The organism is Streptomyces sp. NPDC046203 (assembly GCF_040646255.1).
Taxonomy (GTDB): Bacteria; Actinomycetota; Actinomycetes; order Streptomycetales; family Streptomycetaceae; genus Streptomyces.
The window spans coordinates 1-15,440 of record NZ_JBEYZX010000003.1 but is presented as its reverse complement, the minus strand read 5'-3'; the positions used below and the strand labels follow the sequence as shown (position 1 = coordinate 15,440).

The 15,440-nt window shown below is 73.7% G+C and carries 11 protein-coding genes and 1 pseudogene; 8 read left to right on the top strand and 4 right to left on the bottom strand.

Annotated features, from left to right (window positions below; genetic code table 11):
• Nucleotides 1-58 precede the first annotated feature (58 nt).
• From infB to ABZ990_RS03310, 7 genes are all read left to right on the top strand, one after another.
• Nucleotides 59-3,130, top strand: a complete 3,072-nt coding sequence (gene infB / locus ABZ990_RS03340) for a translation initiation factor IF-2 (protein WP_361224508.1) — start codon at nt 59-61, stop codon at nt 3,128-3,130.
• Nucleotides 3,131-3,272: 142 nt separating this feature from the next.
• On the top strand, nt 3,273-3,566 hold the full coding sequence (locus ABZ990_RS03335) for a DUF503 domain-containing protein (RefSeq protein ID WP_361224505.1): 294 nt from the start codon (nt 3,273-3,275) through the stop codon (nt 3,564-3,566).
• Nucleotides 3,567-3,595: 29 nt separating this feature from the next.
• Nucleotides 3,596-4,036 (top strand): 30S ribosome-binding factor RbfA, encoded by a 441-nt coding sequence (gene rbfA / locus ABZ990_RS03330; RefSeq protein ID WP_361224502.1) that lies wholly within the window; start codon nt 3,596-3,598, stop codon nt 4,034-4,036.
• Nucleotides 4,033-4,929, top strand: coding sequence for a tRNA pseudouridine(55) synthase TruB (gene truB, locus ABZ990_RS03325; protein WP_361224500.1), 897 nt, complete (start codon nt 4,033-4,035; stop codon nt 4,927-4,929). Before rbfA ends, truB begins: the two co-directional genes overlap by 4 nt.
• Nucleotides 4,930-5,114: 185 nt before the next feature.
• Nucleotides 5,115-8,465 (top strand): trypsin-like peptidase domain-containing protein, encoded by a 3,351-nt coding sequence (locus tag ABZ990_RS03320; protein WP_361224497.1) that lies wholly within the window; start codon nt 5,115-5,117, stop codon nt 8,463-8,465.
• Between the two features lie 52 nt (nt 8,466-8,517).
• Nucleotides 8,518-9,480, top strand: coding sequence for a bifunctional riboflavin kinase/FAD synthetase (locus ABZ990_RS03315; protein WP_361224494.1), 963 nt, complete (start codon nt 8,518-8,520; stop codon nt 9,478-9,480).
• A gap of 592 nt (nt 9,481-10,072) precedes the next feature.
• On the top strand, nt 10,073-11,212 hold the full coding sequence (locus ABZ990_RS03310) for a type III polyketide synthase (protein WP_361224492.1): 1,140 nt from the start codon (nt 10,073-10,075) through the stop codon (nt 11,210-11,212).
• 71 nt (nt 11,213-11,283) lie between these two features.
• On the opposite strand, the gene ABZ990_RS03305 is transcribed toward ABZ990_RS03310, so the two are convergent.
• From ABZ990_RS03305 to ABZ990_RS03290, 4 genes are read right to left on the bottom strand one after another with little or no spacing between them, the layout of a single operon-like run.
• On the bottom strand, nt 11,284-12,378 hold the full coding sequence (locus ABZ990_RS03305) for an ABC transporter ATP-binding protein (protein WP_361224489.1): 1,095 nt from the start codon (nt 12,376-12,378) through the stop codon (nt 11,284-11,286).
• Complete coding sequence (locus tag ABZ990_RS03300) at nt 12,375-13,349, bottom strand: ABC transporter ATP-binding protein (protein WP_361224486.1); 975 nt, start codon at nt 13,347-13,349, stop codon at nt 12,375-12,377. Before ABZ990_RS03300 ends, ABZ990_RS03305 begins: the two co-directional genes overlap by 4 nt.
• Complete coding sequence (locus ABZ990_RS03295) at nt 13,346-14,347, bottom strand: ABC transporter permease (protein WP_361224483.1); 1,002 nt, start codon at nt 14,345-14,347, stop codon at nt 13,346-13,348. The genes ABZ990_RS03300 and ABZ990_RS03295 overlap by 4 nt, the downstream gene beginning before the upstream one ends.
• On the bottom strand, nt 14,344-15,363 hold the full coding sequence (locus ABZ990_RS03290) for an ABC transporter permease (RefSeq protein ID WP_361225052.1): 1,020 nt from the start codon (nt 15,361-15,363) through the stop codon (nt 14,344-14,346). Before ABZ990_RS03290 ends, ABZ990_RS03295 begins: the two co-directional genes overlap by 4 nt.
• Here ABZ990_RS03290 and ABZ990_RS03285 point away from each other — a divergent pair.
• A pseudogene (locus ABZ990_RS03285) lies at nt 15,356-15,440 on the top strand (sugar transferase); the annotation flags it as partial. The gene ABZ990_RS03290 and the pseudogene ABZ990_RS03285 sit on opposite strands and share 8 nt — an antisense overlap.

Below are 15,440 nucleotides of genomic sequence, written 5' to 3'. Positions count from 1 at the left end.
ATGAGTACGCCCATGAAGTAGCGACGGTCCGGCGGTAACCGGACCTAAAAGGAGCGATGTGGCTAAGGTCCGGGTATACGAACTCGCCAAGGAGTTCGGTGTAGAGAGCAAGGTCGTCATGGCCAAGCTCCAGGAACTCGGTGAATTCGTCCGTTCGGCGTCCTCGACGATCGAGGCGCCGGTCGTGCGCAAGCTGACTGACGCTTTGCAGGGACCCGGCGCCGCCGGCAAGTCCGCTGCCAAGCCTGGTGCGCCCCGCAAGGCGGCGCCCGCCCCCAAGCCGGGGGCCCCCGCGCCCTCTCCGGCGCAGGCCGCCCGTCCGGCCGCCCCGAAGCCCGGCGCCCCCGCGCCGGCTCCGGCGCAGGCCGCCCGTCCGGCAGCCCCCAAGCCCGCCGCCGAGAAGCCTTCGGCTCCGGCGCCGGGTCCCCGTCCGACCCCGGGTCCGAAGCCCGCGGCTCCCGCGCCCAAGCCGGCGCCCGCCGCCCCGGCTCCGACCACCCCGGAGTTCACCGCGCCTCCGTCGGCTCCGGCCGCCGGTCCGCGTTCCGGTGCGACCCCCGGCCCGCGCCCGGCCCGTCCGGGCCAGCAGACCCCGCGTCCGCAGGGTCAGGGTGGCCAGCAGGGTGGCCGTCCCGGCCAGCAGGGTGCCCGTCCGGGCGGCCGTCCGGCCGGCCCGCGTCCGGGCAACAACCCCTTCACCTCCGGTGGCTCCACCGGCATGGCGCGCCCGCAGGCGCCCCGTCCGCAGGGTGGCGCTCCGCGTCCCGGCGGCGCCCCCGGCGCCCCGCGCCCGCAGGGTCCGGGCGGTGCCCCGGGCACCCCGCGTCCGCAGGGTCAGGGCGGCGCCCGTCCGACCCCCGGTTCCATGCCGCGCCCGCAGGCGCCGCGTCCCGGTGGCGCGCCCGGCGGTAACCGTCCGAACCCGGGCATGATGCCGCAGCGTCCCGCTGCCGGCCCGCGTCCGGGCCCCGGCGGCCGTGGCCCGGGTGGCCCCGGCGGTCGTCCCGGTGGTGGCGGCGGCGGTCGTCCCGGATTCGCCGGTCGTCCGGCCGGTCCCGGCGGCGGTGGCGGCGGCTTCGCCGGCCGTCCCGGTGGTCCGGGTGGCGGCGGTGGCGGTCGTCCGGGTGGTCCCGGCGGTGGCGGCGGCTTCGGCGGTCGTCCCGGCTTCGGTGGCCGTCCCGGTGGCCCCGGTGGTCGTGGTGGCACGCAGGGCGCCTTCGGTCGTCCCGGCGGTCCCGCGCGTCGTGGTCGCAAGTCGAAGCGTCAGAGGCGCCAGGAGTACGAGGCCATGCAGGCCCCGTCCGTGGGCGGCGTGATGCTTCCCCGCGGTGGCGGCGAAGTCATTCGTCTGTCGCGCGGTGCGTCCCTCACCGACTTCGCCGAGAAGATCGGCGCCAACCCGGCGTCGCTCGTCGCGGTGATGATGAACCTCGGCGAGATGGTCACGGCGACGCAGTCCGTCTCCGACGACACGCTCGTCATGCTGGCCGAAGAGATGAACTACGTCGTTCAGATCGTCAGCCCCGAGGAGGAGGACCGCGAGCTGCTCGAGTCCTTCGACATCGAGTTCGGCGAGGACGAGGGCGGCGAAGAGGCCCTGGTCTCCCGTCCGCCGGTCGTGACCGTCATGGGTCACGTCGACCACGGTAAGACCCGACTCCTCGACGCGATCCGCAAGACCAACGTGGTCGCGGGCGAGGCCGGTGGCATCACCCAGCACATCGGTGCCTACCAGGTCTCCACCGAGGTCAACGGCGAAGAGCGCCGCATCACCTTCATCGACACCCCGGGTCACGAGGCGTTCACCGCCATGCGTGCCCGTGGTGCGAAGTCGACCGACATCGCGATCCTCGTGGTCGCGGCCAACGACGGTGTCATGCCGCAGACGGTCGAGGCGCTCAACCACGCCAAGGCCGCCGGTGTCCCGATCGTCGTCGCGGTCAACAAGATCGACGTCGAGGGTGCCGACCCGGTCAAGGTCCGCGGCCAGCTGACCGAGTTTGGTCTGGTGGCCGAGGAGTACGGCGGCGACACGATGTTCGTCGACATCTCCGCCAAGCAGGGTCTGCACATCGACTCCCTGCTGGAGGCCGTGGTCCTGACCGCGGACGCCTCGCTCGACCTGCGGGCCAACCCCGACCAGGACGCGCAGGGCATCGCGATCGAGTCCCACCTCGACCGCGGTCGCGGTGCGGTCTCGACGGTCCTGGTCCAGCGCGGAACGCTGCGCATCGGCGACACGATGGTCGTCGGCGACGCGTACGGCCGTGTCCGGGCCATGCTCGACGACAAGGGCAACAACGTCGAGGAGGCGACTCCGTCGACTCCCGTCCTCGTCCTGGGTCTCACCAACGTCCCGGGTGCCGGCGACAACTTCCTGGTCGTCGACGAGGACCGTACGGCCCGTCAGATCGCCGAGAAGCGCGCGGCGCGCGAGCGCAACGCGGCCTTCGCCAAGCGCGTCCGCCGGGTGTCCATCGAGGACCTCGACAAGGTGCTCAAGGCCGGCGAGATCCAGCAGCTCAACCTCATCATCAAGGGCGACGCGTCCGGTGCGGTCGAGGCTCTCGAGTCCTCGCTGCTCCAGCTCGACGTCGGCGAAGAGGTCGACATCCGGGTCCTCCACCGCGGCGTCGGTGAGGTCACGGAGTCGGACATCAACCTGGCGATGGGCTCCGACGCGATCGTCATCGGCTACAACGTCCGCGCGGCCGGCCGTGCGTCGCAGATGGCCGAGCGCGAGGGTGTCGAGGTCCGTTACTACTCGGTCATCTACCAGGCGATCGAGGAGATCGAGGCGGCCCTGAAGGGTCTGCTGAAGCCGGAGTACGAAGAGGTCGAGCTCGGTACGGCGGAGATCCGCGAGGTCTTCCGCTCGTCCAAGCTGGGCAACATCGCCGGTGTCCTGGTCCGCTCGGGCGAGGTCAAGCGCAACAGCAAGGCGCGCCTCATCCGCGACGGCAAGGTCGTCTCGGAGAACCTCACCATCTCGGGTCTGCGTCGCTTCAAGGACGACGTCACCGAGATCCGCGAGGGCTTCGAGGGCGGTATCAACCTCGGCAACTACAACGACATCAAGATCGACGATGTCATCGCCACTTACGAGATGCGCGAGAAGCCGCGGGCGTAACCACGCACGACGTGTCCGGGGCCGGTCGGTGGGAGTAATCCCGTCGATCGGCCCCGGCCGTTGCGTGTACCGTTCTGATGTTCCCGCCGAGCGATGGCACGGCGGGCCGTCGAACCCGAACCGGCGGGACATCCGGCACCACATGTACGTGGGGACACTGTCCTTCGATCTGCTCCTCGGCGACGTCCACTCGCTGAAGGAGAAACGCTCCGTCGTCCGGCCCATCGTGGCCGAACTCCAGCGCAAGTTCTCCGTGAGCGCTGCCGAGGTGGGCGACCAGGACCTCCATCGAAGGGCCCAGGTCGGGGTCGCGCTGGTGGCCGGGGACGCGGGGTACCTGTCGGACGTGCTGGACCGCTGCGAGCGGCTGGTGGCGGCCCGGCCCGAGGTGGAGCTGCTCTCGGTGCGACGCAGGCTCCACACTGATGAAGACTGAATGAGCAAGGCAAAGAAGGAGAAGGACCAGTGGCCGACAACGCGCGGGCGAAGAAACTGGCGGACCTCATCCGGGAGGTGGTCGCCGAGAAGCTGCAGCGCGGCATCAAGGACCCGCGCCTGGGCACGCACGTGACCATCACGGACACCCGCGTCACCGGCGACCTGCGGGAGGCCACGGTCTTCTACACGGTCTACGGCGACGAGGAGGAGCGCGCGAGCGCCGCCGCCGGCCTGGAGAGCGCCAAGGGCATCCTGCGCTCGTCGGTCGGCAAGGCCGCGGGCACCAAGTTCACCCCGACGCTGACCTTCGTGGCCGACGCCCTGCCGGAGACCGCGAAGAACATCGAGGACCTCCTGGACCAGGTGCGTGCCTCGGACGCCAAGGTGCGCGAGTCGTCCTCGGGCGCCGAGTTCGCCGGCGGGGCCGACCCCTACAAGAAGCCGGGCGAGGACGAAGCCGCCGAATGAGCAACGGAAGCACTCCCGACGGGCTTGTCATCGTCGACAAGCCGTCGGGGTTCACCTCGCACGACGTCGTGGCCAAGATGCGCGGGATCGCCAAGACCCGCCGCGTCGGCCACGCGGGCACGCTCGACCCCATGGCCACGGGCGTGCTCGTCCTCGGCGTGGAGCGGGCGACCAAGCTGCTCGGTCACCTCGCGCTGACCGAGAAGGAGTACCTGGGCACCATCCGCCTCGGTCAGACCACCATCACCGATGACGCCGAGGGCGAGATCACGGCGTCGGTCGACGCTTCGAAGGTCACCCGCGAGCGGATCGACGCGGGGGTGGCCGAGCTGACCGGCGCGATCATGCAGGTGCCGTCGAAGGTCTCGGCCATCAAGATCGACGGCAAGCGGTCCTACGCGCGCGTGCGCGGCGGCGAGGAGTTCGAGATCCCGGCCCGGCCGGTCACCGTCTCCTCCTTCCAGGTGTACGACGTGCGCGAGGCGACGGCCGAGGACGGGACGCCGGTCGTCGACCTGGTCGTCTCCGTCGTCTGCTCCTCCGGTACGTACATCCGGGCGCTCGCCCGGGATCTCGGCGCCGGGCTCGGCGTGGGCGGTCATCTGACCGCGCTGCGCCGCACCCGCGTCGGCCCGTACAAGCTGGACCGCGCCCGCACCCTGGACCAGCTCCAGGAGGAGCTGACGGTCATGCCGGTCGCCGACGCGGCCGCGGCGGCGTTCCCGCGCTGGGACGTCGACGAGAAGCGGGCCGGGCTGCTGCTCAACGGCGTACGCCTGGAGATGCCGGACTACCCGGCGGGCCCGGTCGGGGTCTACGGGCCGGACGGGCGGCTGCTCGCGCTGGTCGAGTCCCAGCGGGGCAAGGCCAAGAGCCTGGCCGTCTTCGGCTGAGCACCTCGTCCGCGGATCTCCGCCGGACGGTTCGATGGGGCGAGCACGTATGTGCTCGCCCCATCGGTGTTTTCCCGTGGAATTCACCCCATCGTGCAGGCGCTCGGGGCGAAAGCGGAGGTGAGAGGGGGCGCGTTCGGCTTTCCCGCTTTATCCGGAGATCATCACCGGCTTACCTTCTGATCATGGGGAGCAGGACTCGGACCGCACTGGTCAGGATCGAGGATCCGGCCGGGCGGCCGCTCGGCACGGGATTTCTCGCCGATCACCACGGAACCCTGCTCACCGGCCACGAGGTCGTCGCCGGGCAGGACACCCTCTGTCTGCGCACCTTCGGCGGGCAGACCTGGCGGGCGGGCCTCACCGACATCACCCTGTTCCCCGGCTGCGGCCTCGCCCTCGTCCGCACCGTGGGCCTGACCTGTCCGCCGCTGCCGCTCGCCCGCCGGACGGAGATCGAGCCCGGCACCTACGTACGGATCGCCGCCTACGGCTGGCGCGAGGCGCGGGTGCTCGGCGCCGTCGACGGAGCCGGACCCGGCCTCCCGCTCGCCATCGGCACGGAGGGCGCCGAAGCCCTCCTGGAGAACGGCCCGACCACCGGCGGCCCCGTCCTCGATCCCGCCACCGGCGCGGTCCTCGCCATCCTCGGCGCCGTCCGGCAGGACGGCCGGCCCGCCGAGCCGTGCGCCCTGCCCATCCCGCCGCTCGGCCCGCTCGCCGTCCTGCTGCGCCGCAACGCCGCCACCGTGCCCGCCTACGGCCGCGACCTCAACACGGCCGGGGTGCTCGAACTCGCCGCCACCACCACGGGCCGCTCCGGCGAGACCGGGACCTGGGGCGAACGGGTCCGCGACCCCGGCGACCGGCTCGTCCTGCTGGTCGTCGGCGCCCCCGGCACCGGCCGCAGCACCGCCCTCGCCGGTCTCGCCGCCCGCCGCGCCCACGGCCCGGCGCCCGCCCCCACCGTCCGGCTGCGCGGCGCGGACCTGCTGGCCGGCGACGCCTCGGTGGCCGACGCCGTCGGCCGCGTCCTGCGCCGCGCCGGGCGGATCGTCGCCGCAGGCGGCGCGCTGGGCGACCCGGGCGCCGTCACCCCGGAGCGGGCCGCCGCGCGCGGCCCGCTGCTGATCCTCCTCGACTCGCCCGAGGAGATGCCGCCGCTGCTCGCGCCCCGCCTCGGGCCCTGGGTGGCCGCCACCGAGGAATGGCTGGCCGCGCACGGCGCCCGCATGATCGTCGCGTGCCGCCCCGAGCACGCGGAGCTGACCCTTCCGCTGTACGCGTGCGCGCCGGGCGTCGTCGCACTCGGCGACCTGACCGAACCCGAGGCGGCCGAGGCCCGGCGGCGGCACGGGGTCCCCGACGGGGCCATCGCCGAGGCGGACGCCCGGCACCCGCTCGCGCTCAGGCTCCTCGGCGAGCTGCGCACCGCCGCCCGAGGGGATCTGCCGGGCCGGCCGGGCCGAGAGGAGATCTTCGCCGCGCACCTCGACCTGATGTGTCTGCGAGTCGCGGTACGGATCGCCGCCACCCGGCGCCCGGTCCCGCGCGGCGCGGCCGTCCGCCGGCTCGCCGCGCGGGTCGCCGGCAGCGTCCACGAGGCCGCCCGCCGCTGCCTCGGCCCCGGCCAGGGCGAACTCGACCGGGCGTCCTTCGAGGAGCTGTTCCCCTGGCGTACCGGCTGGGCCTCGGCCGTGCTCACGGAGGCCCTGCTCGTCCCGGCGGGCGGCGGCTACCGCTTCGCCCACGAGGAGGTCGCCGACTGGCTCCAGGGCGCCCACCTCGACCTGGACCGCGCCCTGGAGACCCTGGTCCACCACCCGGCCGCCCTCCCGGTACCCCGCCACCGCATCGGTCCGGTCCTCCAGGCGCTGCGCCGGCTCCACCGCGACCACGGCGCCGACGGGCTCGGGCCCCGGCTCCGCCGGCTCGCCGACACCCTCGCGGACTGCGCCGACCTCGCCGACGCCACGGGCAGCGCCGCGGAAGCGGGACCGTGGACGCCCGGGGCGGGCGGCGCGGAAGGCGTCTGGTGGGCGTCGAGGCTGCTCTCCGGCGTACTGGCCCCGCTGACCGACGCACGGCCCCGGCTGCCGGTGCTGCGCCGCCTCGCGGACCACATCGGGCGGCGGCCGGAGGCCCGGGAGACCTTCGCCGGGTACGCGGTCTTCGGCCCGGAGTTCTGGGCGGAGCTCGCCGTCCCGGAGGGCGAGCGGCTGGACCTGCTGCGGCGTCTCGTGGTCGCCGACCCGCCGCCCGGCCTTGTCGGCCCGGGCGGACCGGGCGGCCCGGCTCGGTTCCTCGACGTCGTGGCCACGCGTCTGAACGCCGACCCGCGCGGGGTGCAGCCGCTGCTGTGCCGCTGGTTCGCCGACGACCGCGAGCTCGCCGGGGCGCCCGGCGCCACCGTCGGCGACGCGGCGCAGGCCCTGCTGCACACCCACCGGGGCCTGGCCGTCGACGATCTGTGCGAGGCCCTCGTCGCCACCGTCCACCCGCTCGCCGAAGGGCTGCTCGCCGCGCTCGCCGAGGACGAGCCGACGGCCCTCGCCCGGGCCGTGGAACGGTGGGCGCACGACGACGGCCGCCCCGCACGGCGCCAGGCAGCCGTCACGTACGGCCGCATGGTCGCCCCGTACGCGACGGGCGAGGCCGAGCGGGCCACCCTGCGCTACGCGGCCCTCGCCCTGCTCGCCCGGCCCGGCGACCGCGCGCTGCACGGTCCCGCGCTCGGCCTGCTCGTCCAGGACCCCGGCTGCCGCGACCGGTATCTGCCGCGCGCGCTCGCCCACCCCGGCGTCCCCGCCGACGCCCTCGCGGCGGCGCTCGCCACCCACCCCGAACCCGGGCCCGTCCTCGACGCGCTCCGCGTCCGGCTGGAGGGCCCCGATCCCGGCGCCGTGCTGCGGGCCCTCGCCGCCGTGGACACGCCCAGGATCGCCCGGCAGGCCGCCGCTCTCGTCGCCGGGTACGCCGAGCGGCATCCCGAGGGCGCGGAGCTGGTCGCCGCGTTCGTCGACCGGCGGCTGGAGGCGGGGCCGGAAGCGCGCTGCGTCCTGCACCCCCTGGTCGTCGGTCTGCTGGCGCTGCCCGCCCCGCGCGCCGCCCTCGCGCCGGTCCTCGAAGCTCCCGGCACCGGGGCGTCCCGCTTTTTGCGCGTGGAGCTGCGAGCCGTCAGGGACGCGGGAGACGGCGGAGGTCCCGGCACCGGTCCGCGTACGGATACGGATACGGATACGGGTGCGGGCGCGAGGACGGGCGCGAGGACGGGTACGAGGACGGGAACGAGGACGGGTACGGGGAGGCACAGCCGTCCCGCCGGCGGCTCGGATCCGGCCGCCGGCAGCGGCCCCGATTCCGGCGCGGACACCGGCGTCGGAGCCGGCCGGGACGCGCGTACGGACACCGGGCGGGGCCAGGAGGGGCCGGACGACCCGGCCCCGCGGGCCGTACCGCCCTCGCCCCGCCATGCCCCGAGACGTACGGAACACCATGCCGATGCCGACGCGGCCGCATGCTCATGGCAGTCTTAGACCTGCGCCGGGCAGGCGCGACATGGGCAGACGCGGACGAGGAGCGGTCACAGTGCAGCGCTGGCGAGGCTTGGAGGACATCCCCCAGGACTGGGGGCGCAGCGTCGTCACCATCGGCTCCTACGACGGGGTGCACCGCGGACACCAGCTGATCATCGGGCGGGCCGTCGAGAGCGCCCGTGAGCTGGGCATTCCCTCCGTCGTCGTCACCTTCGACCCGCACCCCTCCGAGGTCGTCCGGCCCGGCAGCCACCCGCCGCTGCTCGCCCCGCACCACCGGCGCGCCGAGCTGATGGCCGAGCTGGGGGTGGACGCGGTCCTCGTCCTGCCCTTCACCGCCGAGTTCTCGCAGCTGTCCCCGGCCGAGTTCATCGTGAAGGTGCTCGTCGACAAGCTGCACGCGCGGCGGGTCATCGAGGGCCCCAACTTCCGCTTCGGCCACAAGGCCGCCGGGAACGTCGCCTACCTCACCGAGCTGGGCGCCACCTACGACTACGACGTCGAGGTCATCGACCTGCGGGTGAGCGGCGAGGCCGGCGGCGGCGAGCCGTTCTCCTCCACCCTCACCCGGCGGCTGGTGGCCGCCGGCGAGATGGCGGGCGCCGCCGAGATCCTGGGCCGCCCGCACCGCGTCGAGGGCATCGTGGTGCGCGGCGCGCAGCGCGGCCGCGAGCTGGGCTTCCCGACGGCCAACGTCGAGACGCTGCCGCACACCGCGATCCCGGCCGACGGCGTCTACGCGGGCTGGCTGACGGCGGACGGGGAGCGGATGCCGGCGGCGATCTCGGTGGGCACCAACCCGCAGTTCGACGCCACCGAGCGGACCGTCGAGGCGTACGCGATCGACCGCGAGGGCCTGGACCTGTACGGCCTCCACGTGACCGTGGACTTCCTCGCGTACGTCCGAGGGATGCTGAAGTTCGAGACCCTCGACGATCTGCTCGTGGCGATGGCCGCCGACGTCGAGCGGTGCCGTGAGCTGACCGGGACGTACGACAGCGCGCACGCCGTGTGACGTTCCGTCCGCGCGACAACCCCCGGGGACCGGCCGTCATCGGAGTCCTCGGTGATCGGCGACGGCCCGTGTGACCGGGGGTGCCGGGATCGCTGGGGCCGCTGGGGGACGCGGCGCCGCCCGTACGGTCCGCCGTACCAGGTGACGCACAGCTCCCTGGGTCCCCGGATCAGGCCCTTGGACCGGAACGGCACGTCCTCGTTCTCGTCCACGTCCTCGTCCACGTCCTCGCGGCGGCCCGCGAGACACAGCCCCGGGTAGCGGGTGAGCAGGGCCGACCGCATCACCTCCCGGATCGTCGCCCCGCCGATCTCCACGTCCTCCAGCGCTATGCCCGCCCCCGCCCCCGCCCTCGGTGCGGGAGCCGGCCCAGGCGGCTCGTCCCCGGCCCGGGGAAGCGTGTTCCCGGGCCCGCGCGGCCGCGATGCGCCGCATGCCGACAGCACCCCCGTTCGGCGTAAGCGCCGCTTTCCGTGGACGCAACGCGCGTCACCCTGGGTGGCAGAAGGGCCGCGCTCGCGGTTGCGGGCCGCCGGTGACCGGGTGAATCTGAAGGACAGTTCAACGCGAACGAGACAAAGGAGCGCGCGTCGTGGCGACTCTGTGCAAGCCCGCGGTGTCCGTGCCCGAATACGTGATCACGATGGAGGAGACCCTCGACCTCGCCCGCGAACGCCATGCCGATCACCCCCAGCTCGGGCTCGCGCTGCGACTGATCGGCAACACCGGAGTCACCCGCCGGCACATCGTGCAACCCATCGAGGAGACCCTCAAGCACCCGGGCTTCCAGCAGCGCAACGAGCTCTACGAGGCCGAGGCGAAGGCCCGTGTCCCCGCCGTCGTCGACGAGGCCCTGGCCCACGCGGGATTGCGCCCCGCCGACATCGACATGATCATCTATGTGTCCTGCACGGGCTTCATGATGCCTTCGCTCACCGCCTGGCTGATCAACACCATGGGCTTCCCCGGGCACACCCGGCAGGTCCCGATCGCACAGCTCGGCTGCGCCGCGGGCGGCGCCGCCGTGAACCGCGCGCACGACTTCTGCACCGCCTACCCGGACGCCAATGTCCTCATCGTCGCCTGCGAGTTCTGCTCGCTGTGCTACCAGCCCACCGACCTCGGCGTCGGATCCCTGCTCTCCAACGGTCTGTTCGGCGACGCGGTGGCCGCAGCCGTGGTCCGCGGCCGCGGCGGCACCGGCATCACCCTGGAGCGCAACAGCGCCTATCTGGTGCCCGACACCGAGGACTGGATCGCGTACAGCGTGCGTGCCACCGGTTTCCACTTCCTTCTCGACAAGCGGGTGCCCGGGACGATGGAGCCCCTCGCGCCCGCGCTGCGCGAACTCGCGGGCGACCACGGCTGGGACGCCGGGAAGCTGGACTTCTACATCATCCACGCGGGCGGCCCGCGCATCCTCGACGACCTCAGCCACTTCCTCGAAGTCCCGCCGGAGGACTTCCGGTTCAGCCGGGCCACCCTCACGGAGTACGGCAACATCGCCAGCGCCGTCGTGCTCGACGCGGTCCGCCGGCTCTTCGAGGAGGGCGGGCTCACGGAGGGCGCCCGGGGTATCGTGGCCGGCTTCGGGCCCGGCATCACCGCCGAGATGTGCCTGGGTCGCTGGACGACGGACGCCTCCGAGGACCCTCGTGAGCTGGGCGGCGACCGCCGGATCGTCGGCTACGCGCCCCGGCAGGCCGCCCCGGCCCGTTCCGGCGCCGCCTGAGCGACGCCGGTGCCGGTGTCGGAGCCCGGTACCGGAACGCGGTACCGGAACCCCGCGCCCCCTGTCCGGGCTCAGCCCTGCCGCACCCAGTGGCAGGCCGCCTCGGCCCGTCCGCCGCCGCCGAGGACCGGCAGGTCCTCGGTGCGGCAGCGGTCCGCCACCGCGTCCGCCGCCCCCGAGGCCAGCACCTGGCAGCGGACGTGGAAACGGCATCCCGACGGGATCCGCGCCGGGTCCGGCGGCTCGCCGGACAGCACGACCGGATCGCCCTCCGATTCCGGCAGTACCGACAACAGGGCCTTGGTGTAAGGGTGTTGCGGATTCGTCAGTACGGATTCGACCGGCCCCGTCTCCACGATCCGGCCCAGATACATCACCGCCACCCGGTCCGCGATGTTCCACGCGAGCCCGAGGTCGTGCGTCACCACCAGCGCCGACAGGCCCAGTTCGTCGCGCAGCCGCAGCAGCAGCGCGAGGATCTCGCCGCGCACCGAGGCGTCCAGCGAGGCCACCGGCTCGTCCGCGACGATGAGTTCGGGCTGGAGGACCAGCGCGCCCGCGATCACCACGCGCTGCCGCTGCCCGCCGGACAGCTCGTGCGGATACCGCAGGAAGAACCGCTCCGGTGGCCGCAGCCCGGCCCGCGACAGCGCCTCGGCGACCGCCGCCCGCTCGTCCCCCGCGTACCCGTGGATCCGCAGCCCCTCGGCCACCGCGTCGTACACCGTGTGCCGGGGGTTCAGCGAACCGCTCGGGTCCTGGAGCACCAGCTGGGCGCGCTTGCGGTACGCCTTGAGCGCCTTGCCCGTGTACGCCAGTGGCGCGCCCGCGAAGCGCACCGTGCCCCCGGTCGGCCGGACCAGCCCGAGCAGCGAGCGGGCCAGCGTCGTCTTGCCGCAGCCGGACTCGCCGACCAGGGCGACGATCTCGCCCGCGCCGACGTCCAGATCGACCCCGTCCACCGCCCGTGCCGGCGGCGCGCCGCGCCGCCCCGGGAACACCACCCGCAGCCCTTCGGCGGACAGCAGCGGTCCCGGCCCCGATCCCGGCCCCGGCTCCCGCGCGGACCCGGCCGAAGCCGAATCCGTCGCGGACTCTGCGGTGACCCCGGCAGTGGACCGGGCCGTGGACTTCGGGGAGGTCCCGGGGGACGTCTCCGGGCTCATGCCGCGCTCCCTACGTGTACGCAGGCCGCCCGGCGCCCCGCGCCCGCGTCCCGCAGCTCCTGGTCCTCCCCGGCACACCGCTCCACCGCCACCGGGCAGCGCGGATGGAACGCGCAGCCGCCCGGCAGCGCCGCCGGGTCCGGCGGGTCGCCCGGCAGCCCGCGCGGGGCCCGCCGCGACGCGGGGTCGCCGATCCTCGGGAACGCCGAGGACAGCGCCCGCCCGTAGGGGTGCGCGGCGGACTCGTACACCGCCTTCGCCGGCCCCTCCTCGACCACCCGCCCCGCGTACATCACGGCCAGCCGGTCGCAGGTGTCGGCGAGCACCGCGAGGTCGTGGCTGATCATCAGCAGCCCGATGTCCTGCTCGGCCACCAGGCGTTCGATCAGCCGGAGGATCTGCGCCTGGATCATCACGTCGAGCGCGGTCGTCGGCTCGTCCGCCACGATCAGCCGAGGATCGCAGGCCAGCGCCATCGCGATCATCACCCGCTGCCGCTGTCCGCCGGACAGTTCGTGCGGGTAGGCCGCCGCCCGCGCGGCCGGCAGCCCCACGTGTTCGAGCAGCTCGCCCACCCGGGTCCGGGCCGCCGCCGGAGTGGCCCGGCCGTGTACGAGCAGCGGCTCCGCGATCTGGTCGCCGATCCGCCGTACCGCGTTCAGCGAGTGCATCGCGCCCTGGAAGACGATCGACGCCCCCGCCCAGCGCACCGCCCGCAGCCGGCCCCACTTCATGGCGAGCACGTCCTCGCCGTCCAGCCGGATCTCGCCGGTCAGCCGCGCCGAGGGCGGCAGCAGCCGCAGCAGCGCGAGCGCCATCGTCGACTTGCCGCAGCCGGACTCGCCCGCGACGCCGAGCTTCTGCCCGGCGGGCAGGGTGAGGTCCACTCCGCGTACGGCCGGAACGGCGCTCGCCCCGGAGCCGTACGTCACGCTCAGATTCCGTATCTCGAGGAGCGCTTCCGTGCTCAACGTCCCACCCCCAGCTTCGGGTTGAGGACGGACTCGACGGCCCGCCCGCACAGGGTGAAGGCGAGCGCGACCAGCGCGATCGCGATCCCGGGCGGGGCCAGGTACCACCAGTGCCCGGAGGAGACCGCGCCCGCCTCGCGCGCGTCCTGGAGCATGCCGCCCCAGGAGACCACGGTCGGATCGCCGAGTCCCAGGAAGGCCAGGGTCGCCTCGGTGAGGATGGCGGAGGAGATGCCGAGCGTGGTCTGGGCGAGCACCAGCGGCAGGACGTTCGGCAGCACGTGCCGGGTCATGACGTGCGCGTCCCCGCCGCCGAGCGCGGTGGCCCGTTCGATGTACGGGCGGGACTCGACCGCGATGGTCTGCGCCCGCACCAGCCGGGCCGTGGTCGGCCAGGTCGTCACGCCGATCGCGAGGATCACCGTCCACACGGAGCGGGACATGACGGTGGCGAGCACGATGGCCAGGACGAGGGTCGGCATCACCAGGAACCAGTCGGTGATCCGCATGACGACGGTGGCGAACCAGCCGCCGTAGTGCCCGGCGACGATGCCCACCAGGGTGCCGATCGCGACCGACAGCACCGCCGCGAGCAGCCCCACGAGCAGCGAGATCCGCGATCCCCAGATCAGCAGGCCGAGCAGCGAGCGGCCGAACTGGTCGGTGCCGAGCCAGAACGCGGCGCTCGGCGGTTCCAGGGCGGTGCCGGGCGCGTTCGTCACGGACTGCACCCCGGAGCCGACCAGGAGCGGCGCGGTGAGTGCCACGACCGCGATCAGGGCGAGTCCGGCCAGGCCCCACAGGCCGGCCCGCCGGCTCCGGTACTGCTTCCAGAAGCGGCCGAGGCTGTCGCGGCGCCGCTGCCAGGCCAGTGCGGAGGCGGAGGGCGCCGTGGCGGCCAAGGCCGCGGGGGAGGGGGAAGGCGACGTGGAAGGAGAGGAAGAAGGAGGGGAAGGAGGGGAAGAAGGAGAAGAAGGAGAAGGATTGGGAGAGGTCATCGGCCCACCCGGGGGTCGAGCAGCGGATAGAGCAGATCGGCGATCAGGTTCATCACGATCATCGCTCCGGCGAAGGCCACGAACAGGCCCTGCACCAGCGGCAGATCGGGCACGCTGAGCGCCTGGTAGAACAGCCCGCCCAGACCCGGCCAGGAGAACACCGTCTCCACCAGGATCGAACCGGCCGCCACATGGCCGAGGTTGATGAAGACCATCGTCACCGTCGGCAGCAGCGCGTTCGGGACGGCGTGCCGGCGGCGCACCATGTCGTCGCGCAGCCCCTTGGCCCGCGCCGTGGTCAGGTAGTCGCCGCCCATCTCGTCGAGCAGCGAGGACCGCATGACGAGCAGCGTCTGCGCGTACCCGACCGCGATCAGCGTGAGCACCGGCAGCACCATGTGGTGCGCCACGTCGAGCACGTACCCGAATCCGGTCTCGCCGGTGCCGGACTCCATGCCGCCGGTCGGGAACAGCCCCGGGATCGGGCCGATGCCGACCGAGAACACGATGATCAGCAGCAGCCCGAGCCAGAACGACGGCACCGACCACAGCGTCAGCGCCACCCCGGTGTTCAGCCGGTCGCCGAGGCTGCCGTGCCGCCACGCGGAGCGGGTGCCGAGCCACAGACCGAGCGCCGAGTACAGGACCACGGCGGTGCCGGTCAGCAGCAGCGTCGCCGGCACCTTCTGCGCGATCAACTCGCCGACCGGGGCGTGGAACTGGAAGGAGGTGCCGAGGTCGCCGTGGAGCGCCTGGCCGCAATAGTCGGCGAACTGCTGCCACATCGGCTTGTCGAGCCCGAACTGGTGCCGAAGAGTGGCCAGTTGCTCGGGCGTCGTCGCCTTGCCGCGGGTCATCGTCCGTACCGGGTCGCCCGGCAGGATCCGGAACAGGAAGAAGCTGGTGACGAGGACGGCGAGCAGCGACACGGCCGCGCCGGCCAGCTTGCCCGCCGCGTGACGCGCGTAGCCGAGCGCCGCGTTGGAGCGCGCCCCGGAGCGTGGTGCGTCCCTGATCGGACCACGGCCCCCGCTTCCCGAGGAGGTCGCCGGCTACAGCCACGAGGTCCGGCGCAGACTGCTCGTGAAGCCGG